At 72.5% G+C, this 25129-nt stretch carries 24 protein-coding genes and 1 pseudogene; 23 read left to right on the top strand and 2 right to left on the bottom strand.

Going from position 1 to position 25129, the window contains the following annotated elements; genetic code table 11:
• Positions 1-70 precede the first annotated feature (70 nt).
• Together B9S57_RS17010 and B9S57_RS35515 are read left to right on the top strand one after the other, a co-directional pair.
• On the top strand, positions 71-697 hold the full coding sequence (locus B9S57_RS17010; RefSeq protein ID WP_374935948.1) for an HAD family hydrolase: 627 nt from the start codon (positions 71-73) through the stop codon (positions 695-697).
• 65 nt (positions 698-762) lie between these two features.
• Positions 763-1195: pseudogene (locus B9S57_RS35515) on the top strand (aspartate 4-decarboxylase); the annotation flags it as partial.
• 22 nt (positions 1196-1217) lie between these two features.
• On the opposite strand, the gene B9S57_RS17020 reads toward B9S57_RS35515, so the two are convergent.
• Positions 1218-1454, bottom strand: a complete 237-nt coding sequence (locus B9S57_RS17020) for a hypothetical protein (protein ID WP_103516429.1) — start codon at positions 1452-1454, stop codon at positions 1218-1220.
• Between the two features lie 164 nt (positions 1455-1618).
• On the opposite strand from B9S57_RS17020, the gene B9S57_RS36245 reads away from it, so the two are divergent.
• The 19 genes from B9S57_RS36245 to B9S57_RS17115 all read left to right on the top strand — a co-directional run bounded on the left by B9S57_RS36245 (position 1619) and on the right by B9S57_RS17115 (position 23113).
• Complete coding sequence (locus B9S57_RS36245) at positions 1619-2002, top strand: cold-shock protein (protein ID WP_103516430.1); 384 nt, start codon at positions 1619-1621, stop codon at positions 2000-2002.
• Positions 2003-2229: 227 nt separating this feature from the next.
• Complete coding sequence (locus B9S57_RS17030; RefSeq protein ID WP_103516485.1) at positions 2230-3186, top strand: ABC transporter ATP-binding protein; 957 nt, start codon at positions 2230-2232, stop codon at positions 3184-3186.
• A complete protein-coding gene (locus tag B9S57_RS17035) occupies positions 3183-3980 on the top strand; it encodes an ABC transporter permease (RefSeq protein ID WP_103516431.1) in 798 nt (265 codons plus the stop codon). Before B9S57_RS17030 ends, B9S57_RS17035 begins: the two co-directional genes overlap by 4 nt.
• Before the next feature lie 84 nt (positions 3981-4064).
• Positions 4065-5012, top strand: a complete 948-nt coding sequence (locus B9S57_RS17040) for an ACP S-malonyltransferase (RefSeq protein ID WP_103516432.1) — start codon at positions 4065-4067, stop codon at positions 5010-5012.
• On the top strand, positions 5005-6525 hold the full coding sequence (locus tag B9S57_RS17045) for a class I adenylate-forming enzyme family protein (protein ID WP_258036416.1): 1521 nt from the start codon (positions 5005-5007) through the stop codon (positions 6523-6525). Before B9S57_RS17040 ends, B9S57_RS17045 begins: the two co-directional genes overlap by 8 nt.
• The gene (locus B9S57_RS17050) at positions 6506-6760 is read left to right on the top strand and encodes an acyl carrier protein (RefSeq protein ID WP_103516434.1); all 255 of its coding nucleotides are present in this window, start codon (positions 6506-6508) and stop codon (positions 6758-6760) included. The genes B9S57_RS17045 and B9S57_RS17050 overlap by 20 nt, the downstream gene beginning before the upstream one ends.
• 6 nt (positions 6761-6766) lie before the next feature.
• Complete coding sequence (locus B9S57_RS17055) at positions 6767-7945, top strand: PLP-dependent aminotransferase family protein (RefSeq protein ID WP_103516435.1); 1179 nt, start codon at positions 6767-6769, stop codon at positions 7943-7945.
• Positions 7942-10278 carry a lantibiotic dehydratase gene (locus tag B9S57_RS17060; protein WP_103516436.1) on the top strand — a complete coding sequence of 779 codons (2337 nt, stop codon included), beginning with the start codon at positions 7942-7944 and terminating at the stop codon, positions 10276-10278. The genes B9S57_RS17055 and B9S57_RS17060 overlap by 4 nt, the downstream gene beginning before the upstream one ends.
• Entirely contained in the window at positions 10275-11369 is a 1095-nt protein-coding gene (gene sbnA / locus B9S57_RS17065) for a 2,3-diaminopropionate biosynthesis protein SbnA (protein WP_103516437.1), read from the top strand. Before B9S57_RS17060 ends, sbnA begins: the two co-directional genes overlap by 4 nt.
• Positions 11366-12418: a 2,3-diaminopropionate biosynthesis protein SbnB gene (gene sbnB / locus B9S57_RS17070; protein WP_103516438.1), complete on the top strand. Its 1053-nt coding sequence runs from the start codon at positions 11366-11368 to the stop codon at positions 12416-12418. The genes sbnA and sbnB overlap by 4 nt, the downstream gene beginning before the upstream one ends.
• The gene (gene fabG, locus B9S57_RS17075) at positions 12415-13167 is read left to right on the top strand and encodes a 3-oxoacyl-ACP reductase FabG (protein WP_103516439.1); all 753 of its coding nucleotides are present in this window, start codon (positions 12415-12417) and stop codon (positions 13165-13167) included. Before sbnB ends, fabG begins: the two co-directional genes overlap by 4 nt.
• A 67-nt stretch (positions 13168-13234) precedes the next feature.
• Positions 13235-13525: an acyl carrier protein gene (locus tag B9S57_RS17080; protein ID WP_103516440.1), complete on the top strand. Its 291-nt coding sequence runs from the start codon at positions 13235-13237 to the stop codon at positions 13523-13525.
• Between the two features lie 2 nt (positions 13526-13527).
• Positions 13528-14076, top strand: a complete 549-nt coding sequence (gene fabZ, locus B9S57_RS17085; protein ID WP_103516441.1) for a 3-hydroxyacyl-ACP dehydratase FabZ — start codon at positions 13528-13530, stop codon at positions 14074-14076.
• A gap of 96 nt (positions 14077-14172) precedes the next feature.
• Positions 14173-16215, top strand: coding sequence for a GNAT family N-acetyltransferase (locus tag B9S57_RS17090; RefSeq protein ID WP_103516442.1), 2043 nt, complete (start codon positions 14173-14175; stop codon positions 16213-16215).
• 74 nt (positions 16216-16289) lie between these two features.
• Positions 16290-17333 (top strand): aminomethyltransferase family protein, encoded by a 1044-nt coding sequence (locus B9S57_RS17095; RefSeq protein ID WP_103516443.1) that lies wholly within the window; start codon positions 16290-16292, stop codon positions 17331-17333.
• Complete coding sequence (locus B9S57_RS17100; RefSeq protein ID WP_103516444.1) at positions 17333-19648, top strand: beta-ketoacyl-[acyl-carrier-protein] synthase family protein; 2316 nt, start codon at positions 17333-17335, stop codon at positions 19646-19648. Before B9S57_RS17095 ends, B9S57_RS17100 begins: the two co-directional genes overlap by 1 nt.
• The gene (locus B9S57_RS17105) at positions 19648-20331 is read left to right on the top strand and encodes a hypothetical protein (protein ID WP_181011373.1); all 684 of its coding nucleotides are present in this window, start codon (positions 19648-19650) and stop codon (positions 20329-20331) included. Before B9S57_RS17100 ends, B9S57_RS17105 begins: the two co-directional genes overlap by 1 nt.
• Positions 20328-21512: a hypothetical protein gene (locus B9S57_RS17110; RefSeq protein WP_103516445.1), complete on the top strand. Its 1185-nt coding sequence runs from the start codon at positions 20328-20330 to the stop codon at positions 21510-21512. The genes B9S57_RS17105 and B9S57_RS17110 overlap by 4 nt, the downstream gene beginning before the upstream one ends.
• Positions 21513-21529: 17 nt before the next feature.
• Positions 21530-23113, top strand: coding sequence for a DHA2 family efflux MFS transporter permease subunit (locus tag B9S57_RS17115; RefSeq protein ID WP_219818567.1), 1584 nt, complete (start codon positions 21530-21532; stop codon positions 23111-23113).
• Positions 23114-23240: 127 nt separating this feature from the next.
• On the opposite strand, the gene B9S57_RS17120 is transcribed toward B9S57_RS17115, so the two are convergent.
• Positions 23241-24242 carry a LuxR family transcriptional regulator gene (locus B9S57_RS17120; RefSeq protein WP_181011374.1) on the bottom strand — a complete coding sequence of 334 codons (1002 nt, stop codon included), beginning with the start codon at positions 24240-24242 and terminating at the stop codon, positions 23241-23243.
• A gap of 194 nt (positions 24243-24436) precedes the next feature.
• On the opposite strand from B9S57_RS17120, the gene B9S57_RS17125 reads away from it, so the two are divergent.
• Entirely contained in the window at positions 24437-24799 is a 363-nt protein-coding gene (locus B9S57_RS17125) for a hypothetical protein (RefSeq protein ID WP_103516446.1), read from the top strand.
• Positions 24800-24901: 102 nt separating this feature from the next.
• Positions 24902-25084, top strand: a complete 183-nt coding sequence (locus B9S57_RS17130) for a hypothetical protein (RefSeq protein WP_103516447.1) — start codon at positions 24902-24904, stop codon at positions 25082-25084.
• The last annotated feature ends 45 nt before the right edge of the window (positions 25085-25129 follow it).

A 25129-nucleotide genomic window follows, 5' to 3' on the forward strand; every position in this document is an offset into this window, starting at 1 on the left:
CCCTTCCGGGGGCGCGCCCTGGGCCCCCGCGCGGGGCGGGCCCGCCGGTCCCGCCGGGAGACTCGGCACAATGGAGCCCATGCCTTCACCCACCCTGACGGTCGGATTCGACCTCGACATGACCCTCATCGACTCCCGGCCCGGCATCAGGGCCGTCTACGAGGCGCTGGCCGCCGAGACGGGTGTGTACATAGACACCGACCTGGTCGTCAGCCGCCTCGGGCCGCCGCTCGCGGAGGAGATGTCCAACTGGTTCCCCGCCGAGGCGATCGCGGGGGCCGCCGACCGTTTCCGCGCGATCTACCCGGACCGGGCGATCACGCCGACGACGGCGATGCCCGGTGCCCGGGAAGCCGTCGAGGCCGTCCAGGTGCTCGGCGGGCAGGTGATGGTCGTCACCGCCAAGTACGAGCCGAACGCCAAGCTCCACCTCGCGCACCTCGGTATCGACGCGGACCTGCTCATCGGCGGACTCTGGGCCGAGGGCAAGGCGGAGGCGCTCCTGGAGCACGGCGCGCGGATCTACGTGGGCGACCACACCGGCGACGTCCGGGGGGCCCACGCGGCGAACGCCCTGTCGGTCGGCGTCACGACCGGACCGTGCGACGAGGCGGAGCTCCGGGCGGCCGGAGCCGAGGTGATCCTGCCGGACCTCACCGCGTTCCCCGCCTGGCTGAGGACCTTCGTGGCCGTGTGACACCAGGGACGGCACCCCGGGCCGGCCCCGGGTCGTCGGGCCCGTCGCGGGTGCCGCCCGGGGCGCTGCTGTTGCCGCACCAGATGATGACGGCGCTGTTCCCGCTCTTCGACACGCTGGACGAGGGCCAGGAGTACAAGCACCGGATTCGCGCCATTGTGCGGCAGCGGCTCGACCTCCTCCTGGAGGGCGTCCACATGAAGATCTCGGCAGGATCCGAAGCGGGCAGCGCACTCCATCGAGCTGGGCCTGCCGGCGGAGGCCGAACGCGTCCACGGCAGGGGGTTCGCCGCATTCCTGGAGCAGAACCACGAGCCCGTCGACCCGCTCTTCCAGCTCGCCGAGCAGATCTCGGTGGTCCCGCTCGACGGCGGAGGCTTCGACGGCCCCGAGTGGTCGGTCCGGGTCTCGCTCGCCGACCTGGACGACCTCGACCGCCTGAAGATCGGCCACCACCTGCGCGTCGTCTTCGACGACTACGCACAGGAGTGGCGGGCCGCGCAGAGGGAGGAGCGGGCCGTTACCTCGTCGCGGCCCGCTTCGGGGAGCTCATCCACACCGACCGCACCACCCCGGCGGCCGCGATCAGGAAGCCCAGACCCATCAGCATGCAGACCGCGTAGGCGACGGACGGGAACGGGTCGGTACCCAGGAACAGTGGGGCCACGGTCACCAGGGTGGCCAGGGCGCCGACGAAGAAGACGATCGCGCCGACCTGTACGAGCCGGTCGCCTGCGCCTGAAGGAGTAGTACTCACCCGGCCAGGGTAGTTCCCCGCTCGGCGGAACCGGTCGGCGACGTCTTGTGTCCGGCCCCCGGGCCATTAGCCTGGGACACGGCGGGTCACAGACCCGCTGTACTGCTATCCGGAGCCGTTTTCGGCTCTCCCGCACACCGACGAGTACGAGGACGAGGACAGACGTGCCCACGGGTAAGGTCAAATGGTTCAATTCGGAAAAGGGCTTCGGCTTTCTTTCGCGCGACGACGGCGCCGACGTCTTCGTCCACTCCTCCGTACTCCCGGCCGGCGTCGACGCCCTCAAGCCCGGTCAGCGCGTCGAATTCGGCGTGGTCGCGGGCCAGCGCGGTGACCAGGCCCTGTCCGTGGTGATTCTCGACCCCACCCCGTCGGTCGCCGCCGCGCAGCGGCGCAGGCCGGACGAGCTGGCCTCGATCGTGCAGGACCTGACGACGGTGCTGGAGAACATCACACCGCTGCTGGAGCGGGGCCGCTACCCCGACAAGGCCGCCGGTGCGAAGATCGCGGGCCTGCTGAGGGCGGTCGCGGACGAGCTCGACGTCTGACCGCCCGGATCCCGCCGTTCCGGGCGTGATCACGCGAGGCCGGGCACCCACCCCATGGGGTGAGTGCCCGGCCTTTCGCGTGTGTGCCGGCCCGGCGGTCACCTTCGCCGCCTCGTCGGACAGAGGGAGGATAGGCGGGGAGTAGCGGCTCCGGTCCGGAGGGATAGCGGCTCGCGGAAGAGTGTTTTCCGCCAGCCGGCGTCCACCGAATCGTGAGGCTTCCGATGATGACCGAACCCCGAGTCCGCCCCGCCGAGGGAGGAGGTGCGCCTTCGGACGTCGCTGTGCTCGGCGCGGTGGTCAAGCGCTTCGCCAACGCCAAGGGCGAGGGCTTCACCGCCGTGAACGGGCTGGATCTGCGGATCCCGCGCGGCGAGGTGGTGGCCTTCCTCGGCCCGAACGGCGCCGGAAAATCGACGACCATCGACATGCTCCTGGGCCTGACCCGGCCCGACTCCGGGACGGTGGAGCTGTTCGGGCAGGAGCCGCAGCACGCGGTACGCGCCGGACGGGTCGCGGCCGTCATGCAGTCGGGAGGACTGCTTCCCGATCTGACGGTCGGGGCCACCGTGCACATGCTGGGCTCGCTGCACCCAGGTGCCGACCCCGAGCGGTGCATGAGCAGGGCCGGGGTCTCCGGGCTGCGGGACCGGAAGGTGTCCGCGTGCTCCGGAGGGGAGCAGCAGCGGCTGCGGTTCGCCGTGGCGCTCCTGTCCGACCCCGAGTTCCTGGTGCTGGACGAGCCGACGGCCGGCATGGACGTGGCGGCCCGCAGGGAGTTCTGGGCGGCCGTCCGGGAGGACGCGGGACGGGGTATGACCGTCATGTTCGCCACCCACTACATGGAGGAGGCGGACCAGTTCGCCGACCGTGTGGTGATGATCGACCACGGCGCGGTCGTGGCCGACGGTTCGGCCTCCTCGGTCCGCGCAGCGACCAGTGGGCGCACGGTGTCCGCCGTGATCGCGCCGCACCACGCGGCGGCCGTCGCGGCCTCCCCCGGTGTCCGTTCCTGCACGGTCCGCGGTGAGCGCCATTTCTTCGACTGTGCCGACTCGGACGCCGTGCTGCGGTTGCTCGTCGGCGAGACGCAGGCGCGGGAGATCGAAGTGGCCCCGCGCAGCCTCGAAGAGGCGTTCATGGCCATCACCCAGCACAACCGCGGTGCCGAGGAGGGACTGTGACCACCACGCTCGCAGAGACGGAGGCCGGCCCCCGTGGGTCGGTGTTCGGCGGGGTCAACGCCACGTTCATCGGGTACGAGCTGCGCCGGCGGTTCAACCGCCAGACGACGATCTTCACGCTGCTGCTCCCGGCCGTGCTCTATCTCGCCCTGTTCCGGACGGGCCCGGACGACGCCTCCCTGCCGCACGGGAACTTCGCCGCCTGGATGATGGCCGGCCTGGCCGTGTACGGCGCCGGGACGGCGGCCATCAGCTCGGCGGCCACGATCTCGGTCGAGCGGTCCGTGGGCTGGATGCGCACGATCGCGCTGAGCCCGCTCACCCCTCCGGGCTACCTGCTCGTCAAGGTGCTGTGCTCCGTGCTGATGGCCGGCGTCCCGGTGGTCATCGTCGGTGTCCTCGGCCTCGCCACGGGGGCGCGCGCCGACGCCGGGGTCTGGGTGACGGCCCTGCTGGTCGCCTGGCTGGGCGCCGCGGTGTTCGCCGCGCTCGGCATCGCGATGGGCCTGGCCATGAAGCCCGACGTGGTCATGCATATGCCGGGGCTGACCATGACCGCGCTCGCGTTCCTGGGCGACCTCTTCATCCCGCTCAGCGGGGTCATGCTGGAGATCTCGCGGTTCACCCCGATGTACGGGGTGGCGACCCTCGCCCGGTACGCCCTCACCGACGGCTACGCGTTCAGCGGTGAGCATTCCAGCCTGACCGGTGCCGTCCTCAACGTCGTCGCCTGGTTCGCGGCGTTCTCGTTCATGGCGGTCCGCAGATTCGCCAGGAGCACCGGCCGGCAGTAGCCGGCCGCGGTCCCTACGCCGGCCGTTCGCATCCGTCGTCGCCGACGATCGCGCAGGGGTACTCGACAGAGGGGGATAGAACATATGTTCGGAATTATTGCGCCAGGTCAGGGGTCCCAGACCCCGGGCATGCTGGCCGGCTGGCTCCGGGACCCGGAGTGCGCCGCGTCGGTGCGGCAGTGGTCCGAGGCATCGGGCTGCGATCTGGCCCACCTGGGAACCAAGGCCTCGTCGGCCGAGATCGCGCGGACGGAGAACACCCAGCCGCTGCTCGTCGCCCAGGGCCTGCTGGCCCACGGGGCGCTGGCGGGGAAGCTGACCGACGGGGCGGCCGTGGTGGCCGGCCACTCGGTGGGGGAGCTCACCGCGGCGGTGTACGCGGGAGTCCTCGACCCCGCCGACGCCGTGCGGCTGGCCGCCGTACGCGGTCGCGCCATGGCGGAGGCCTGCGCCGGTACCCCGACATCCATGGCGGCGGTGGTCGGCGGGGACGAGGCGGAGGTGCTGGCGCACCTCTCCGGGCTCGGCCTGAGCCCCGCCACGTACAACGGCCCCGGCCAGATCGTGGCCGCAGGGACGTCCTTGCGGATCGGGCAGCTGATCGCCCACCCGCCGCGCGGAGCCACGGTCAAGGAGCTTCAGGTCGCGGGAGCCTTCCACACCCCGCACATGGAGTCCGCCCGGCAGGTCTTCGCCGACGCGGCAGCCGCCACCCACTTCGCCCGGCCGCGCCTGCTCCTTCTCTCCAACGCCGACGGGGCGGTGGTGACCTCGCCCGACGGGATCCGCCACAGGCTCGTCGAGCAGGTCGTGAGGCCGGTGCGCTGGGACCTGTGCATGGACGCCCTGGACCGCACGGCGCCCGGGGCGGTGATCTCGCTCCCGCCCGCCCGCACGCTCACCGGCATCCTCAAGCGCCGGTATCCGGGCATCGACGTCGTCGCACTGAACACACCGCGGGACATCGCGAAGGCCGCAGCACGGCTCGACGCCGGTGCCGGGAGAACGGAGCCGGCCCGTGCTGGTGTCTGACCTTCTTGGCCCCCCGTGTGCCGAGCGCCCCGGGCACCTCGCCGTCATCGACACCGAGGGCTCCTGGACCTACGGCGAGCTCGGCACCGCCGTCGACCGCGCGACCGGATGGCTCCGCGGCCGGGGGATCGCCCCCGGAGAGCGGGTCGTCTACACCGGAGGCAACGACCGGGCGTTCCTCGCCCTGTTCTACGCCACGCTCCGCGTCGGCGCGGTCTTCGTCCCCGTACACCCCGAGCTGACGGACGTGCAGGTCGGGGCCATCGTCGAGGACTGCGCCGCTGCCCTGGCCATCTGCCCGCCGGGTGCGGGGCAGGGCGCCGGTGACACCGTGAGCGTTTCCACGGCACAGCGGGAGATCGGGAGCGCCGTCCTCGACCCCCGCGCCGCCGAACTGCCGGACACCGCCGTCGCGATGCTGATCTACACCTCGGGCACGACCGGCCGGCCGAAGGGGGTCGTCTGCCCGCACCGGCAGATGATCGCCGCCCTTCACGCGGTCAACGCCTGCCTGGGTTACCGACCGGACGACGTGGTGCTCTGCCGGCTGCCGCTCTCCTTCGACTACGGGCTCTACCAGGGGCTGCTCTGCGCGCTCACCGGCGGCACGCTCGTGCTCACCGGGCGCGGCCAGGACGTCGGTCTGCTGAGGCTCATCGAACGGCACGGCCTCACCGTCGTCCCTCTGGTGCCCTCGCTCGCGCAGATCCTCACCCTGCTTCAGCGCAAGCTCCGCCGGCCGACGAAGGTGCGGCTGTTCACCAACACCGGCGCACGGCCCGGACGGGCGGTCATGTCCGAGCTGCTGGAGGTCTTCCCCGGCTCGGAGTTCGCCTCGATGTACGGCATGACCGAGTGCAAGCGCATCTCGGTCCTGGACCCCGCCGAGTACGCCACCCACCCCGATTCGGTCGGCCGGCCCATCCCCGGCGACCACGTGCGGATCGTCGGCCCGGACAAGCGGGCGCTCGGCCCCGGCGAGACCGGCGAGATCGTCGTCCACGGAGCCACCGTGATGGACGGCTACTGGGGGGTCCCGATCGAGGAGCAGAACCGATTCGTCCGGCGTACGGACGGCTCGCTGGAACTGCACTCGGGCGACCAGGGCCACCTCGACGAGGAAGGACGGCTCTACTTCGTCGGCCGGGACGACGACATGATCAAACGCCGCGGTGTCCGCATCGGCCTGACCGAGATCGAGAGCGCCGCGGAGGTCATTCCCGGTGTGACCGCGGCGGTGGCCCTGCGGCCCGAACCCGAGGACGGACCCCTGCGCCTGGCGGTGCAGAGCGATCTGGCCCCGGAGGAGATCCTCATCCACCTGGCGCGCCGGCTGGACCGTGCCCGCCTTCCCGACCTGATCGTCCCGCTCGACGCCGTGCCCCTGACCGCGAACGGCAAGCCGGACCGCGCGGCCACCCAGCGTCTGATCGGCTCCCCGGCCCACGCTCACGCGTCGGACACGCCTCCCATCGCACAGACGAGGAACACCCATGAACCAGTCGCAGTTTGACCAGCTCGTCGAGGAGATCTGCTCCGTGACCGTCAACGACCCCGAGCGCCCGCTCGTCGACCTCGGCGTCGACTCCCTGCACACCGTCGCCCTGGTGATGGCCGTCGAGGAGCGGTTCGGGATCGAGGTCGACCCCGAGGTCCTCGCCGACCCCGCGCTCACCTCGTCGGCGGGACTGTGGCGCTCGGTGCAGGCGCGGCTCGCCGCTTCTCTGCCGGTGACGGCCGGGAGCTGACGACCCATGTGGACCACCACCAGAACCACGGCGGAGATGCCGCGGCTGTTCGAGCGGGGCGGTGACCTGATCTCCTTCGCGGGCGGCCTGCCGGACCTCGACGTACTTCCCCTGGAGGAGATCTCCGGCCAGCTGTCCCGACTGGTGCGGCTCGGCGGGAGGATCACCTTCCAGTACAGCACCCCCCACGTCCCCAAGGCCCTCGTCCCGGCGATCGCCGACCTGATGGACCGTGAGGGCGTGCACGAGCCGGCCGAGGACCTGGTGCCGACCGGGGGGTCCCAGGCGGGACTGATGGCCGTCGCCCTGGGCCTGGCCTCACCTGGTGAGACCGTGCTGTGCCAGACGCCGGCGTACCCCGGTGCCACCGCCGCCTTCCGGACCGCCGGCCTCCGCCTGTGTGGGGTCCCCGAGGACCCGCTCGGCATGGACCCCGCGGCACTGCGGGAGACCGTGGAGCGCCTGCGGGCCGAGGGGCGCACCGTCCGGCTGCTGTACTGCAACCCGACGCACCAGAACCCGACCGGCCGGACCCTCTCCACCGAGCGCAGGACAGCGCTGATCGCGGTCTGCCAGGAGCTGGACCTCCTGGTGATCGAGGACAACCCCTACGGCCTGCTGTCCTTCGACGGCACGTGCGTCACCTCGCTGAAGGCCCTGGCGCCGGACCACGTGGTCTACCTGGGCACCTTCTCCAAGGTCTTCGCCCCCGGACTGCGCTGCGGCTGGATCGCCGCACCGGCCCATCTGACGCAGAACCTCCGCGCCACCACCGAGGTGATGACGCTCTCCCCGTCCGCGCTGGCGCAGTCCGCGCTCGCCACGTTCTACGCCCGCAACGGGTGGACGGACACCATCGACGGCTACCGGAGCGGCTACCGGGAGCGCTGCACGCAGATGGCCGACGCGCTCGACGCGGAGCTCGGCCCCCAGGGCTCCTGGGAGTGGGAGCGCCCCGACGGCGGCTTCTACATCTGGCTCCGGCACCGCGACGGCACCGACACGAACCGCTTCACCGCGGCAGCCGCCAGGCACGGGGTCTCCTACGTGCCCGGCAGCCACTTCTCCGTCGACGGGGAGCACGCCGACGGGCTGCGGCTCTGCTTCAGTCACGTACCGCGCAAGCGCATGACCGAGGGCGTGTCACGGCTGGCCGCCGCACTACGGGAAGGAGCGGAAGGATGACGGTCACCCCGGAGATCGCCCGCCCCTTCGACTGGTCGTCCTGCGAACCGTCGTACGCCCTGGCCGGCACCGGCTGGCAGGTGTGGGGCGTCGGGATGCTCCGCAGCGCCGGATTCCCCGTATCCGGTCTGCACCGGATCGGCGCTCGGAGCGCGGCGGACGCGGCGGCACTCACCGAGACCGGCGCGACCGGTCACGAGGACTTCGTCGCCCGCTACGAGAGCGCCTACGCGGACGAGGCCGCACGGCTCGCCGGGATCGCGGGCGACGAACGGGTCCGCACCGCCATCGCCTGGCAGAACCGTGGGGTGTACCGGATCCTCGACTCGCTGGTGCGTGGCACCGCCAAGGGCGCCAAGCGCAGGGAGCGCGAGCGCACCCTCGCGATGTACTGGATGCGCTACGGCGCCAAGGCCGACACCATCGGCTTCTTCGGCCCCGCCTCCTGGATCTCCGTCGGGCAGGAGCAGCGTGCCCTCGACTTCTCCCCGGGGCCGTCACTGATCGCGGACAGCCGGGTCTTTCTCGAACGCTGGGCGGTCGCCGCCCTGGCCGAGTGGATGACCGCGCAGCCGGGCGCCCGCTGGTGGTTCCCGCCGGTGCTGCGGCCGGACGTGCACCTCGACGGCGACCGGCTCACGCTGCCGGGCGGCCGTTCGGTGCGGCTGCGCGACGACGAGGTCCAGGTCCTGCGCCAGGCGGACGGCGAGCGCCACGCCCAGGCCCTCGTGGACGTGCTGGTCGCCGAGCAGGGGTGGGAACCCGCCTCCGCGGGAGAGCGGGTGGACCGGGCTCTGAACCGGCTGCTGCGGCAGCGGGTCCTCAGCTGGGACGCCAACATCCCCGTCGATCTGTGGGCTGAGGAGACCCTGCGCCGGCGCGTCGCCGCGATCGGCGACCCGGTGCTGTTCGTGCGCCTCGACGCGGTCCTCACCGAACTGGCCGGGCTGCGGGACGACATCGGGCGGGCGGCGGCCTCCGAGGAGCTCACCGGGGCACTGGACCGGCTGGACACCTTCTTCGTCCGGACGACCGGGCAGTCCGCGTCCCGGGAGGAGGGCAAGACCTACGCGGGACGCACGCTCTGCTTCCAGGACACCGTGCGGGACTGCCGCACCCGTCTCGGGCGTGACTTCTTCGACCCGATCGCCCGTCCGCTGGCCGTCGCCGCCGATGCGGCGGACTGGTTCGGCGACCGGCTGGCCCGGCTCGTGGAGGACCAGGTCGCCGGCCTCGTACGCCGTGCCGCGGCCCGGCACGGCACGGTGACCCTCGCCGACGTATGGCCCCAGGTGCTCGGCATGTTCTGGGGGGACGACCCGGTCGCGGTGCGGACCGCGACCCGCGAGCTGGCCGAGAAGTGGCGCGAGGTCATCGCGCTGGACCCGGCGGACGAGCGGTCCGCACGGGTACGGCTTCCGGTCGACGCGATTGAGGACCGGGCCCGGGCGGCGTTCGCCGTCGCTCCCGGCCGACCGCGTCCGGCCGCCGTGCACAGCCCGGACCTCCAGGTGGTCGCCCGGTCGGTCGAGGCGGTCAACTCCGGTGACTTCACGGTCGTCCTGGGAGAGATGCACGCCTGCCTCGCCACCCTGGACCTGCCGTTCCTGGAGTGGACCGCGGACGGGGAATCGCTCCGCGACAAGGTCAACCGCGCGGTCGGCGCCCCCCGGATGGTGCCGCTCCTCCCGACCAACTGGCGGCGCAACAGCGGCCGGATGGTGCCGGCTCCCATCGGTGAGGGCGACCGGCTGATCGGCTTCACGCGTGCCCCGTTCGGCGACCGCACCCGGGTCGATCCCGCGGCAGCCGTCGTCCTCGCCGAGGAGGCGGGGACGGTCACCGCGACCACGCCCGACGGCCGCGTGTGGAGCATCCCGGAACTGCTCGGTGTGCTGGTGTCGATCATCGCCGCCGACGCCTTCAAGATCGGCCTCGACCGGGCCCACACCCCCCGCGTCACGCTCGACAAGCTCGTCCTCTTCCGGGAGACCTGGCGGCTGCCGGCCGAGGGGATCGGCCTGGCCGCCAAGGCGGACCGGCACGCCGACTACCTGGCGGTGCGCCGCTGGGTGTCCGGCAACGGCCTGCCGGACAGGGCCTTCGTCAAATTCCCCGAGGAGACCAAGCCGTCGCTGGCCGACTTCACCAGCCCGGCGCTGGTGCTCTCCTTCGCCAACACCGCCCGCAGAGCCCTCAGACACGATCCGTCGGCCGTCGTGACGATCAGCGAGCCCCTGCCGGACCCGGACGACTCCTGGCTTCCGGATGGAGAGGGTGAGCGCTACGTCAGCGAACTGCGGCTCCAGATCAGCAGAAAGGTGCCGGAATGACGCTCCTCGCCCCCGGCGGAGTCGCACTCGCGGCGCCGCCGGCCCACCAGCCGAAGGCCGACATCGTCCAGACGATCGGCGGAACCCCGCTCGTCGCCCTCGACCGGCTCTTCCCCCCGGCGGACTTCCAGGTCTACGGCAAGTGCGAGCGGTTCAACCCGGGCGGCAGCATCAAGGACCGTGCCGCCAAGTCGATGGTCGAGCACGCGATCTGGACGGGCCGGCTCGTGCCCGGTGTGTCCACGGTCGTCGAGTCCTCCTCGGGCAACCTGGCCATCGCCCTCGCCCAGGTGTGCAACTTCCACCGGCTCGGCCTCGTCTGCGTCGTCGACCCCCGGACCACCGCGCAGAACGCCTCGATCATGCGGGCGTACGGTGCCCGGGTCGAGGTGGTCGACCGCGATCCGGCCACCGGGGAGTACCTGCCCGCACGGATCAACCGGGTCCAGGAGCTGCTGAAGAGCATTCCGGACGCCTACTGGCCCAACCAGTACGCCAACGAGTACAACGCCCGGGCGCACCACTCCACGATGAGCGAGATCTGCGAGGCGCTGCCCGGCGGCCCCGACTACCTGTTCCTCGCCGCCGGCACCTGCGGCACCCTGCGGGGCTGCGCCGAGTACATCCGCGACCAGGACCTGCGCACCCGCATCGTGGCGGTGGACGCGGTGGGCAGCGTCATCTTCGGCCCCCCGGAGCCCTGGGAGCGGAGCCACCGGCGGTCGATCCCCGGGCACGGCGCGGCGGTCGTGCCGCAACTGCTGCTGCCGGGCCTGGCGGACCGGGTGGTCAAGGTCACCGACGCCGACTGCGTACGTGGCTGCCGCCGGCTCCTGGCACGGGAATCGGTCCTCGCCGGCGGCTCCTCCGGCGCCGTCGTCGCAGCCCTCCAGGGGGCCGCGACGTGGATCGAGCCGGGCGCCACCTGCGTCGCGGTGCTTCCCGACGGCGGCGACCGCTACCTCGACACGGTCTACGACGACGACTGGGTCGACGCGCACTTCGACGGACTCCTCGCGGAGATCCGGCACATCCCGCACCCCGTCACCCACGACGGCACCACCCACGACGACGAGAGAAGCGAACGTTGAGAATCCTCGGCCGCGACGACGTCCGGGCCGCGCTGAACGGCCTGGAGACCACCGTGCTCGACGCGGTGCGCACCGCCTATCTCCTGCACGGCCGCGGCCAGTCGCAGGTGCCCTTCTCCACCTTCCTGCGCCCGCCCGAGACCCCCGGATCGCGCATCATCTCGCTGCCGGCCCATCTGGGCGGCCCCGCGCCTGTGATGGGCCTGAAGTGGATATCGTCCTTCCCCGCCAACGTCGAACAGGGACTCCAGCGGGCCTCGTCCCTCCAGATCCTCAACGACCTGGAGACCGGCTACCCGTCGGCCCTGCTGGAGGGCAGCCAGATCTCCGCCTCCCGGACCGCCGCGAGTGCGGCGCTCGCCGCGGGGGCACTGCACGGCGACCGCACGGTGCGCACCGTGGGCCTGATCGGCTGCGGCACGATCAACCACCGCGTCGCCGCCTACCTGACGCTCACGCACCCCGCCGTCGAGACCATGGTGCTCCAGGACGCCGTTCCCGGCCGGGCCGAGGCCCTCGCGGCCGAACTGGCCGGCGCTCACCCCGGGATCACCTTCCGGGCCGGGGACATCGCCGAGGCCCTCGGGGCGCAGACCGTGTCCGTCGCCACCACCGACTCCAGTTACTGGCTCGAACTGGCGGACTTCCCCGGGCGCCCGGACGGACAGGTGATCCTGCACCTGTCCCTGCGCGACCTGAGCACCTCCTCCGTCCTCGGCGCGTACAACGTGGTCGACGACGTCGAGCACACCGTGCGGGAGCAGACCTCGCTGCACCGTGCCGAACAGGAGGTGGGGCACCGTGCGTTCGTGCGGGCGGAGATCGCCGCCTTCCTGGACGGCTCGGCCACACCTCCGCACGCGGGCACCACCGTCTTCTCGCCGTTCGGTCTGGGCATCCTCGACCTCGCGGTGGCGGACGCGGTCCTCGCGGCGGCGGCCCGGGCCGGAATCGGCAGCGAGGTGGCCGGCTTCGACCCCGGCAGCCACCGGGTCACCGGTGCGGCCGGCCGCACGGAGGCCCCCGCCGTCGCCGGGAGGGCGGCATGAGCGGCCTCTTCGCCGAGGGCACCAAGGCCCTCGTCACCGGTGCGTCGCGCGGAATCGGGGCGGCGATCGCCGTCGCCCTGGCCGAGCAGGGCTGCGACGTCGCCCTCAACTACCGCGCCAGCGAGGCGAAGGCCGAGGAGGTCGCCGCACGCGTGCGTGCGCTCGGCAGGCGGGCGCTGCTGCTGAAGGCGGACGTCTCCGACGAGGCGGAGGTCGCCGCGATGTACAAGGAGCTGCGCGTCCGGTGGGGTTCCCTCGGCGTGGCCGTCCTGAACTCCGGGATCACCGCGGACGGCCACCTGGCCGCGATGTCCAGCGCCAAGTGGAACGAGGTCGTCTCCACCAATCTCACCGGCGCGTTCCTGACCGCCCGTGAGGCGACGAAGCAGATGTACACGAGCGGGGGCGCGATCGTCTTCATCGCGTCCACCAGTGGAATCGCGGGTCGCGTCGGCCAGGCCAACTACGCCGCGAGCAAGGGCGGGGTGATCGCCCTGGCGAAGACCCTGGCGCAGGAAGGCGCTCCGCGCGGCATCCGCGTCAACGTGGTCGCCCCCGGCTTCATCGACACCGACATGGTCAAGAAGGTGCCGGGCGCGCAGATGAAGGAAGCGCTCCAGGCCATCCCGCTGGGCCGCATGGGCGAGCCGGCCGAGGTGGCCCAGGCCGCGGCCTTCCTGGCCGGCCCCGCCGCCTCGTACATCACCGGCAAGGTCCTCACCGTCGACGGCGGGATGATCCCCGGCTGAACCACGCGGCCGGTCACCGGCCCGTACGCACGAACACCGACCCACGCACTCCCGAGAGGAATACCCCATGTCTGTCGCCACCTTCGAGGACGTCCGCAGCCAGGCGGAGGCACGGCTCGCGAAGAACATGAAGGTCAAATCCATGATCATCGAGCGCCTCGGCCTGGACGTCGAGCCGGTCCTGGTCTCCGACAACCAGCCGCTGTTCGGCCGCGGCCTGGAGATGGACTCGCTCGACACGCTGGAGATCGTCGTGATGGTCAACAACGAGTACGACGTGCTCATCAGCGACGACGACTTCGAGGCGTTCGGGTCCATCAACTCCCTGGTCGACTTCGTCGAAGCACGCGAGGTCTGACGATGACGGTCATCCAGGAGAGATCCGCCGCCCCGGCCGCCCCCGCGGGGAAGCCGGCACCCAAGACCTTCAGCTACTCCTCGGACGACATCAAGCGGATGCTGCCGCACCGCTGGCCGATGCTGATGATCGACCGGGCCCACGACGTCGTCCCCGGAGTGTCCGGGCGAGGGGTCAAGAACGTCTCGGTCAACGAGCCCTTCTTCGCCGGGCACTACCCGGACCACTCGATCATGCCAGGCGTGATGATCGTCGAGGCCATGGCCCAGCTGGTCGCCGTCGTGTACGTCGCGGAGGCCGTCGAGTCCGGTGCCGTGAGCGGAGAGCCCTCCGAGGGCGTCGGCTACCTCGGCTCGATCAGCTCGATGAAGTTCTCCCGGCTGGTCGTCCCCGGCGACCAGCTGAAGCTGGAGGCCAAGCTCGGCCAGCGCCTGGGCGGGCTGCGCCAGGTGTCCGTCCGGGCCACCGTCGGCTCGGAGACCGCCGCGTCCGGCTCGCTGATCGTCACCACCGAGCGCAAGCCGCAGACACGGTCCGCCGGCCGGCCGTGAGCGCCGTACGCCGCGGAGGCCCCACGGCTCCCGCCGCGCCCCGGCTCCCCCCACACGACCTGTCCGTCCCACAACACGCAAGCAAGGAGGTGTGGAATGTCCGTCACGATCCGCCCGTACGAGGAGGGCGACGCCGATGACATCGCGGGGCTCTACGGCCGTCACCGTGACAATCCCAACCCGGTGGCCGGCGGGATCAGCGGCGAGGAGCTGGCCCGCGAGCTCGTCGAGCGCGACACGGCCACGTTCCTCGTCGCCCTCGACGAGGGCCGGGTGGTGGGCACCTTCGGGCTGTTCCACAGCACCGGCCGGCGCTCCGCCCGTGCGGGCGAGCTCATCGCCGACATGTTCTTCGTGGCACCTGCCTACCGCAACGGGGTGGTCACCGGGCGGCTGTTCACGGAGGCGGTCGAGTGGATGATGCGCACCGGATGCCTGGTGCTGCGGCTCACCGTCAACCCGGCCAACTCCGTGGCTTTCAAGCTCTACCGGCGGGTGGGCTGCGTCTCCGTCGGGCAGACCGTGCCCGGTGAGGACGGCAACGTCGAACTGCACAACTACATCCCGCTGATCCTGCGCAGCGTCTTCGCCGACCTGGACGACGGGGTGAGGGCGGCTCTCGGCGGGATGAGCAGCTTCGGCACCGTCACCCAGGCCCGCGCCGACGAACTGCGCACCGACGTGGTGGTGTCCGAGGGGATACGTACGGTCGCCTACTGCCTCTCGCTGGGCGACTACAGGCTCACGGCCGAGGTGGACGTCGACCGGGGGTGCGTCCGCGGGGCGCAGATCACCGGACCCGACGGCACCGGCCGGGCGCTGGCCGTCACGGAGCCCCCCTACGAGATCCGTGTGCCCCGGCGCGCCGAGCCGTACCGGTTCACCGACGGTGGGCTGACCTGTGAGGTGGACGGCGACGACGGGACCGTCAGGGTGTTCGCCCCCGGTCACCACGGTCCGCTGTCCGTCTCCACCTGGCCCAGCTGCCGGGCGGACCGATCGGCGGGCTGGCGCGAGGGCGAGCCGCTGGATCTGCGCGTCGACCCGGTCGGGCACGGGGTGCGGATCTCGGAGCGCTGCGGGGACGACGAGGTCACCGGCACGGTGACCCTCGCCGACGGCGTCCTGAGCCAGGACTTCACCTTCGGCGGGCGGCCCGGCAGGGTCTTCCAGACCGTCGGGCTCCGGCAGGGCACCCTCGCCCTGCCCGGTCCGGACGGCGGACCTGCCACGGAGCACCCCCTGGGGATCGGTCTCGGGGTGCGCGACTCCTCCGAGGTGGTCGCGGCCTCCTCGACCGCGCCGGAGGGCAGCGTCCTCACCTGGTCGGGCTCCGCCGTCCGGATCCAGGTGCCGGCCGAGCAGCGGGTCCGGCTGATCCACGCGACCCTGCTGGAGCGCAGGCCGGAGCCGGGGGCCGACGGGGTGGCGCGCCTGCGCACCACGTTCAGCACCGGTGAGACACCGGGGCGCCCGCCGCTGCCGGCCGTCGGCCCGCGACCTGCCACACAGGACCGGCGGCTGACGGTGGACGCCCCGGCCGCGGGTGTCACCGTGTGGCGCGAAGGCGCCACCAAGGTGCTCCGCAGCCCCTACCCACGGACCCGTGCGTTCGGCTGCAACCCGCGCTGGTCGGCCGGGATGTGGGTCGCCCTGGAGCAGAGCCGCTCCAGCCGCGCCAGCGGTCTCGGCTGGGGTGTGCACCTGAACGCGGGCTGGGCCGAGAAGCACGCGCTCGGCCTGTTCGACCCCGAGCGGGGGATCGACTGGGACGTCACCGCCTCCGGGGACGGCCCCCTCCGTGTCGACGTACGCGCCCCGTTCGCCGAGGACGAGGCCGTTCTCTGGATCACCCCGGACACCGGGGCCCGGGCCTCCGTGGTGATCGACTCGGCCGGCACCCGGTGGGAGCTGGACTCCCCGGACTTCCGGCAGGTGTGGGCCGCGGCGGTCTCGGTCCGGCTGTCCGACGGCAGCTGGCTGGACTGCCGGCCGGCCGGAACGCCTTCGGGCGACGCGGAGATCGTGCTCCGCACCACCCCGTCGGGCCTGCTCGTCGGCTGCGTCGCCGCGGCCGACGGGCAGGACGGCGTCGCCGCCTCCTGGCACCTGGCCGTCCGGGACGGTCCCGGCCTCTGAGCCCTCGGGGCCAGGGCCCCGAACTCCACGTACTCCCTCTGCACACCCGTACCTGTGAAAGGAAACCACTCACCATGACCGTCACGACCGTCACCGGACCGCGTACCAGCACCGAGGACTACGCCACCCTGCGCACCACTGCCGGGGCATACCGCGTCACCGCTCCGCTGGTGCGGATCACGGGCGACGAGCGGATCGCGCTGCTGGACCAGTTCCTGGCCAAGTCGGGCGAGTTCGTCGACCCGGACACCGTCCGTGAGGCGCTCGCCCTGAACACCGACGGCTCCCCGTTCGCGGTCCTGCTGCACTTCGAGATCGGCGACGAGGCGTGGCTGCTGCCGCGCACCCCGGTCACCGAGGACGAGCTGCGGGGCTACCTGGCCGCGCTCGACGTCCCCGAGGGCGTCACCGTCGAGACGGCCCCCGAGGGCTGGGGCGCCACGGCCTTCGAGGGCCCGACCGCCTGGTCGGCGGCGGCCCGGTTCGTCGACTTCGACATCTCCGGCCTGACCCTGCACGGCGTCGCCGAGGCAGCCCTCGCCGGGGACCCGGCCGCTCTGGCCCACCTGGCCCGCGTCGGGACCACCGGCGAATACGGCTACCTCCTGCTGTCCAACGCCCCGGAGAGGGCGTACGGAGCGGTCCTCGCAGCCGTCGTCGAACTGGGCGGGGCCGAGGTCGGGCCCGAGGGCCTGGCCCGTGTCCAGGCCGAGGCGGGACTCGGCGGCTACGCGACCGGTTTTGCCGGTCTGGCGGTGGACGAGGCCGACCTGGCCTGGATGGTCGACTGGAGCCGGATCGGTGACTTCCGGGGCTCCGAGAACCTCGTCAGGCCGACCACCGGGTCCGCCCGGCTGACCGTCCTCGCGGCTCCGGCGGACAGCGGCTTCGCCGTCGGCACGCAGGTGTCCGCCGCCGGCCGGGCCGTCGGTACCCTCCTCGCCCAGGCCCCCTCCGCGAATCCGGAGGAGGAGCTCGTCCTGGCTCTCCTGGACGCCCCGTTCTGGGCCACCGGCCTCGAGCTGTCGGCCCCGGACGAGCAGGGCGCGGAGCGTCCGCTGCGGACCGTCACGCTGCCCCGCGTCATCGCCCGCTCGCTGACCACGCGGATCTCCTGATGACCGCCCCGCGCATAGCCCTCACCGGCCTCGGACTGATCACAGGGGCCGGGGACGACCTCGAGAAGAGCTGGTCGTCCATCACCGCCGGGATCTCCGGCATCCGGACCAACACGCTCTTCGCCACGGACGAGCTGCTCACCGACTGGGCGGGCATGGTCACCAGCTCCCAGGAGCCCGGACTCGACCGCTGCTACAGCCTCGCGGCCACCGCGATCCGCGAGGCGCTGCGCACCGGCGGACTCGACCTGGACCGGGTCGACCGCGACCGGGTGGCCGTCGTGGTGGGATCCAGCCTCGGTGCGATGCCGACGCTGGAGAACGTCCACCGAGCCCTGGTGCACGAGGGCCGGCTCGACGCCGAGCAGGCCGCCGTCGCCCAGCTCCCCTGCGTGGGCGACTACATCGCGGCCGAGTTCGACCTGCGCGGACCGCGCGTGGTGCTCTCCAACGCGTGTGCCGCCAGTGCGGTGGCGCTCGGCTACGCCGCCGAGATGCTGTGGAAGGGCGATGTCGACTACGTGATCTGCGGCGGTGTCGACCCCCTGGCCTCGCTGTCCGCCTACGGGTTCAGTGCCCTGGGCGCCCTCGACCCCGAACCCTGCGCGCCGTTGACGGCCTCGACCGGACTGACCCTCGGCGAAGGGGCCGGGTTCATGGTCCTGGAGTCGGTGGAACGCGCGGCCGCGCGCTCCGCCCGCGTCCTGGCAGAGCTCGGTGGATACGGCCTCTCCTGCGACGGCTACCACCAGACCGCGCCCGACCCCAGCGGCAAGGGCGCCGCCGCCGCCATGGCCCAGGCCCTGGAGACGGCAGGTCTCGGTCCGGAGGACGTCGACTACCTCAACCTGCACGGTACGGGTACGCCCGCCAACGACGCGTCCGAACCCAAGGCGCTCAAGCTGCTGTTCGGATCCTCGGTACCGCCCGCCAGCTCCACCAAGTCGATGCTCGGCCACACCCTCGGCGCAGCCGGGGCGGTCGAGGCCGTCGTCAGTACCCTGGCCATCGACCGAGGTGTGCTGCCCCCGACCGTCAACACCCGGGGCGAGGAGTCCCCGTTCGGTCTCGACATCGTCCCCGGCACCGGCCGTCCGGCAGCGCCCGAGGTGGTCCTGTCGAACTCCTTCGCCTTCGGCGGGAACAACGCCTCCGTGGTCCTCAACCGGCCGGGCCGCAAAGGATCTGCGCCACGGCGTGCCGCGGCCCGCCACCAGGTCGTCGTGACCGGCGCGGCCGGCCTCGCGGGTGCGGCGGCCGGCACCGGACCGCTGGCCGAGGCCCTGGCGTCCGGACGGCCCTGCTTCGACACCCTGGAACACGTGACGGGCATCGGCGAGGTGCCGGTCGGCCGGGTGGACGTCAAGGCGGCCACCGGGAAGCTCAATCCGAGTCGCGCGCGCCGCATGGACCCGCTGAGTCTGCTGGCCGCCGCCGCCGTCGGCGACCTGTACGCCCGGCACGGCAAACCCTCGCGGGCCGAGGCCGAGTCCACCGGGATCGTGTTCGCCACCGGCTACGGACCGGTCACCTCCGTCCTGCGGTTCCACGAGGGCGTGCTGCGGCAGGGCATCACCGGGGCGAACCCCTCGCTGTTCGCCAACACCGTGGTGAACGCGGCCGCCGGGCATGTGGCGATGCTGCACCGCTACCGCGGCTACACCGCCACGATCGCCAACGGCGGAACCAGTTCGGTCCTCGCCCTGCATCTCGCGGCACGCGTCATCGCCCGGGGCGCGGCCGACCGGATCATGGTCGTGATCGCCGACGAGTTCCCCGAACAGGCCCTGGCAACCCAGGCCGGCCTGCCCGGTTACGCCCGGTCCGCGCACGTGGTGCCCGGGGGACGCACCGGAATGGTGCTCAGCGAGGGTGCCGCCGCGATTCTGCTGGAGAGCGAGGAGGCCGCTGCCGCACGCGGTGCGGACGTCCTGGCCAGGGCCGAGGGGTACGGCGCCTCCGGCGAGTCGGTGGGTATCGGCAGGCTCGGCAGGGACGGCGGGGCGTGGGCACGTGCCCTGCGCGCGGCGATGGCCGACGCGGGTACCGGCCCCGAGGGCATCGACACGGTGGTGTCGGCCGCGTCCGGCCACGGCCTGGTCGACCGGGCCGAGGCCCGCGCCCTGGAACTGGCCGGCCTGGCGGGCCGCCCGGTCTTCGCACCCAAGGCCCTGCTGGGCGAGACCTACGGCAGCGCCGGAGCACTCGGGCTGGTGGCCGCGCTCAACGGGGCCGCTCCGGGAGGCAGGCTGCTGCTGTCCAGCTTCGCCCACGGAGGCTCGTACGCCGCGGCCGTGTTCGACACGGGGGCGTGATGAGCGGCCTGCTGACCGTGCCGCCGGTCATCTCGCCCAGGGACCGGGTGTTCCTGGCCGCCGGCGCCGCGGCGCCGGGCGCGGGAGCGGTCCTCGACTGCCTCCTCACCGGTCACCCTGGGCTGCCCCGCGACCGTATGGGGCACCGCCTGAACGCATCCGGCCGCTCGCTGATCATCGATGCCGTCCACAGCGTCCACGGGCTCCGTGTCAACGGCCGGGATCTCGCCCGTGACGCGCACCGGCGCTGGCGGCTGCCCCGCCTCGGCCTGGCCGTGTCGGTGGCCCACTGCGCGGAGTTCAGCGCCGTGGCCTTCGGCACCGGGGCCGAGGTGGGCGTGGACCTCCAGGACGAGAGGGACCGCCCCGGCGCCATGGGGTGGCTCGGCGCCCTGCTCGGGCTGCCCGGACCTGCCTGCATCCGCGACTTCGCCGAGTGCGAGGCGCTCATCAAGGCCTCGCACCTCACCAAGGAGACCTTCCGGGGGGTCCGCCTGCCCGAATGGAGTCCGGGGTGGCGCCCGACGGGCGTCGCCGGCCACCAGGTGCGGTCGGCGGCCGTCGGCCGGGACACGTACCTCGCCCTCGCCGCGGACCGGACCGCCCCGGTGCGCTGGTGGTGGCGGCCGGACCCCGGCACGGCGGCCGCCCGCACCGACGCCCCGACCCTGGAGTCAGCATGACCACGACGACCGCCGGGGCTCCGCCGCGGCCCTACACCCGCCGCATCTCACCGATCGAGCGCGGCTACCTGAACGCGGCGGCGACCGGCACACCACAGCTGATCCAGATGGTCGTGGAGGGCGAGGGCCACATCGACCCGGACGCCCTCCGGGACGCGGTGCGGGTGGCGAGCCTCGCCTCCCCGGGCGTCACCGTACGGCGGCGCGGGGCGGTCTGGAGGGCCGGCGGCCCGCTTCCGCCGATCGTCGAACTCCCGCCGTCCGCCGGATTCGACAGCCCCTTCCACCTCCGCGACCTGGACGTGGTCACCGGGCCGGTCTGCGAGGTCGGCCTGGCGAACGGGCCGGTGACCCGCCTCGTCGTACGCGCCAGCCACATCGTCACGGACGGCCGCGGTCTGCGGCAGTGGACCGCCGACGTCTTCCGGGTGCTGCGCGGGGAGGATCCCGTCGGCGCGGCCTCCACGGCCGATGACGCCCACTTCCGTACGGCGGCGGGAAAGGTGCCCTCCCCGCCGCCTGCGGTACGCCTCGAAGGGCTCCCCGCAGTCCTCGGCGAGGGGCCGGCCGCCGGAACTCCCCTGTGGATCCGGCGCCGGGTGAAGGCCTGTCCCTCGGCGGTCACCGCCCGGGTGGCGGCGGCCGTGTCCCGGCGTCTGCCCGCCGCCTCCGGACGGCTGATCGTCCCCGTCGACCTCCGCCGCCATGACCCCGGTGTGCGCTCCTCCGCCAACCTGACGTCCCAGGTGGTGCTCGACCTGCGGCGGGACGACGAGTGGAAGCGGCTCCACAGCCAGATCGTCGGGGCCCTGCTGCGCAAGCGGGATGTGGCCGTGCTGGAACGGGACTTCCTGCGCAGCAACCCCTTCGCCAACAGCCTGCGTGAGGCGCAGAACCTGGACGGCACCCGCTTTCCCTGCACGGCGATCGTCTCCGACCACGGCCGCGTCGACACTGACGACCACCGCACGCCGGGGTTCACCCCGACCGGCTTCTTCACTCTTCCCATGCTCGTCCCGTACGCCGAGATGTTCCTCAGCGCCTTCCGGATCGGCGACGAGACCGAACTGACCCTGGCGTGCCGCGACCGTCCCGGCGCGCGCGCCGCGGGCGAGGCGCTCCTCGACGACGCCGAGAACGAACTCCTCGCGGCGGACCGGTCCGGCCCGCCCGCCCGTTGACCTCTAAGGACGCACCCATGTCGATGACCAACCAGACCCATGCGGACGTGTCGAGTCCTCCGGTGGACCCGGTGATCCCGGCCGGTCCGGCCGCTCCCGCGGACCAGGCGCCACCGACGGGCCCGCCCGCACCCGCGGCGGGGGAGCAGCCCGCACCCGCGGCGGGGGAGCAGCCCGCCCCCGAGGGGAAGCCGGCCGCCCCCGGCACGCGGGGTCCGGCCTTCGGGACGATCGCCGCAGCGGTGACCGGCGGTTTCCTCGCCCTGCTCGACACCACCATCGTCAACGTCTCGCTGCACGACACCACGGCCAGGTTCGGTTCGCTCGACCAGGTCCAGTGGGTGGTGACGGCCTATCTGATCGCGCTCGCCGCCTGCATGCCGGCCACCGGGTGGCTCGCCGGAAGATTCGGCGTCAAGCGCGTCTTCATGGGCGCCACCGTCCTGTTCGCCCTGGGGTCGGCCGCCTGCGCGCTCAGCCAGACCCTGCCCGAACTGGTCGCCGCACGCGGTGTGTCCGGAGCGGCCGCCGGCGTGCTCACCCCGGTGTCGACGATCCTGCTCACCCGAGGGGTGCCCCGTGAGCAACTGGGCCGCGTCCAGGCGCTGAACGGCAGCGTGATGCTGATCAGCCCGCTGCTCGGCCCCACGGTCGGGGGTCTCCTGGTCGGGGCGTGGGGATGGCCCGCGGTGTACGCGATCAACATCCCGCTCTGCGCCGCGCTGCTGTGCGTCACCGCGCGCTGGGTCCGCGGCGACGCGCCGGGCGAGCGCATCCCGAAGCCGCTCGACGTGGTGGGGCTGCTCTCCTCCGCCGTCTGCACCGTCAGCACCGTGCTCGCCATCAAGGAGTTCACCGACCACGGGATCGCCCTGCGGACGGTTCTCCTGCTGCCGCTGCTGCTCGCCCTGGCCAGCGGCACGGTGTTCGTGGTGCGCGGGCTTCGCACCCCGTTCCCGCTGCTCGACCTGCGGCTGTTCCGCAACCGCGTGTACACGATGGCCGTGGTGAATGTCTTCTGTCTGGGGTTCATCCTCTACTCGCCGATGATGCTGATCCCCCTGTACTTCGAGAGTGCCCGTGGCGAGTCGGCGGTGACCACCGGACTGCTGATGTCCACGGCGGGGGTGGGCGTGGTGACCGCCGCATGGCTGTGCCGGGTCCTGATGAAGAAGGTGGGCGGCGGCGGCACCGTGGTGATCGGTATCGCGCTGACCATGCTGGCGACACTCCCGCTGGCCGGAGTCGGCGGAGACACCTCCTACGTCCTGCTGTGCGCCACGCTCGCCGTGCGGGGGCTGGGCACCGGTCTGACCATCGTGCCCGCCATGACCAGGGCGTTCCAGTCGATCCGCCCCGAGTCCATCGGGGATGCCTCTGCGCAGCTGAACCTCGTCCAGCGCATCGGCGGCACGGTCGCCGTCGCCGTCGTCACCGTGGTGCTGCAGCAGGCGGCCGAGGACCGCCACGGGCTGGTGCCGGGGGCCTTCGCCCACTCCTTCGGCTGGCTCATCGGCATCTACGCGCTCACCCTCGTGCCCGCTCTCGCGCTGTTCGCTGCGGACCGCAGGGAGCACCGTCGGCGTGGTCAGGACGCGTGAGGGCATGGCGGGCGTGAGGTGCGGTACGGCCGCCGTGCGCCGCGGGAGCCGGCGGTCCGGGGTGGCACACCACCCGGGGCCGGCCGGCGGCCCGGCCACGGCGGGTGCGCCGGGAGTGGCCCGGAGCTCACTCCGCGCCGGTCAGCCACCCTCTGGACACGGCCTTGGCGCCCGCCTGGAACCGGCTGCGGGCGCCGAGCTTCTCCAGCAGGTCCGCGGCGATGCGTCGGGCGGTACGGGGGGACACCCCGAGCCGCTTGGCCACCGCCTCGTCGGTGAGGCCCTGGCCCAGGAGGCGCAGCGCCTCGGCCTCCTGGGGGGTGAGGTCGTGCTCGTCCCGTTCCCGGCTGGCGGGCTGTCCCAGGGGGACGCTCTGCTCCCAGATGCTCTCGAAGAGGGCGGACAGCGCGGTGACGGTTCCGCAGCCGCTGAGCACCAGGGCGCCGGCGGAGCTGTCGCCGCCGTCGACCGGCACGATCGCCGTCCCGTGGTCCAGGACCATCATCCGGACCGGCAGGGACGGCGTCGTGCGGACCTCGCCCCCCAGACCCGACAGCCACTTCGCGTAGGACAGCGTGGCCGGGTTGTGGCGGACGCTGTCCAGGTAGAGCGTCCTCATCCGGACACCGCGCTCCAGCACTTGCTGGTCCTGCGGCTTGGCCGCCTCCATGCTTGCCTCGCTCTGGGCACCGCCGGGGGCGAACGCCATGATCTCGACGCGGACGTCGCGTACGAGCAGGGCGATGCGGTCCCGGATCTCCTCGATGCCGTCCAGCCGCTCGACACCCTCGATCCGCTTGTCGAGCCGGGTGGCGGTGAAGTCGGCGGAGAGCTGTGCGGCCGTCCGACGGATCTGTTCGATCCGCCGCTGTTCCGTGGCGAGGCGTTCCTCCTGCTGGGCGATGACGGTCTGGATGCCCAGTTCCGGATTGACGGCGCGGAAGTGCGACGGCTGGCCGGCGATCGGCCGGATCAGTGCCAACTCGCTCAGCTGGTCCAGCGCCTGGCGGAGTTTCACTCCGGAGATCCGGAGCCGTTCCCCCAACTCCGCGAGCTCCACCTGCGGATACGCGAGGACAGCTCTGTAGACGGCTTCGCAGATCTCGTCCAGCCCGAGAATCTCCAGCACCCGACTGTCTCTCCCCCCATGCAAAGACATTCGGCCTCAATCTAAGCATGATCGGAACAGCCTGGAGGGTCCGCATCCGTAAACGTTGCCTAAAGCGCGAACGCCCTTGCGCAGCAGGCCAATCGGGCCCTTCGAGGGCCTTTCGGGGGTCGGCCGCCGGCGGTCCCCCGGCTACGCACCGAGGTGGTGAACTGATGAATCTGGTACACGTCCGGCTGCAACTCCCTCAAGGAACGGCCCAGTTCGCGGGGGTCAAGCAGGTGTTCCTCCGCCATGTCGCGCCCGGCGGGGCGGTGGAGCACATCAGCGCGCACCCCGGGAGCGGCGGAGAGCTGACCATGGGGTTCTGGGTCAACGGCGTCACGGTCGTCGAGTCCGAGCGGATTGCGTATGCCGTGGCGCAACGCGTGCTGGAGGCGGAGCCGGCCCTCAGCCGCGCCCGCATCACCAGCTGCTCCAGCGCCCTCGTGCCGCCGGTCTTCGACGAGATGGTCCGGTCCACCGGGGATCCTGGACGGTATATGCGATGGACGGATGCGGAAGGCGGGGAAGGCTAGTCGATCACCCCCCGGGGCGACAAGACTCTTCGATGTCGGACGGGACACCTCGCCAGGGGCCCGCCGGCAACCTCCACGTCCCCTTCACGCAGGAGTGATCCCATGTCGCAGTCTTCCTTCCGCGTCGCACGCCGGACCAGACGGACCGTCGCACTGGCCGGCCTGCTGTTCTGCGCACTCACCGCCGTCTCGGCCCACACCCAGGCGTCCGCCACTCCGCCCGCCGGCGCCGCGGGAAGCCTGAGCACCGCGGAGTCGGGCGAGGAGACCACCGGCTGGGACTGACGGTCCGGCGTGGCCGCGTTCACCGCGGCTCTCGTACACAGCCCG

It is taken from the genome of Streptomyces sp. SM10 (assembly GCF_002910915.1).
Lineage (GTDB): Bacteria > Actinomycetota > Actinomycetes > Streptomycetales > Streptomycetaceae > Streptomyces.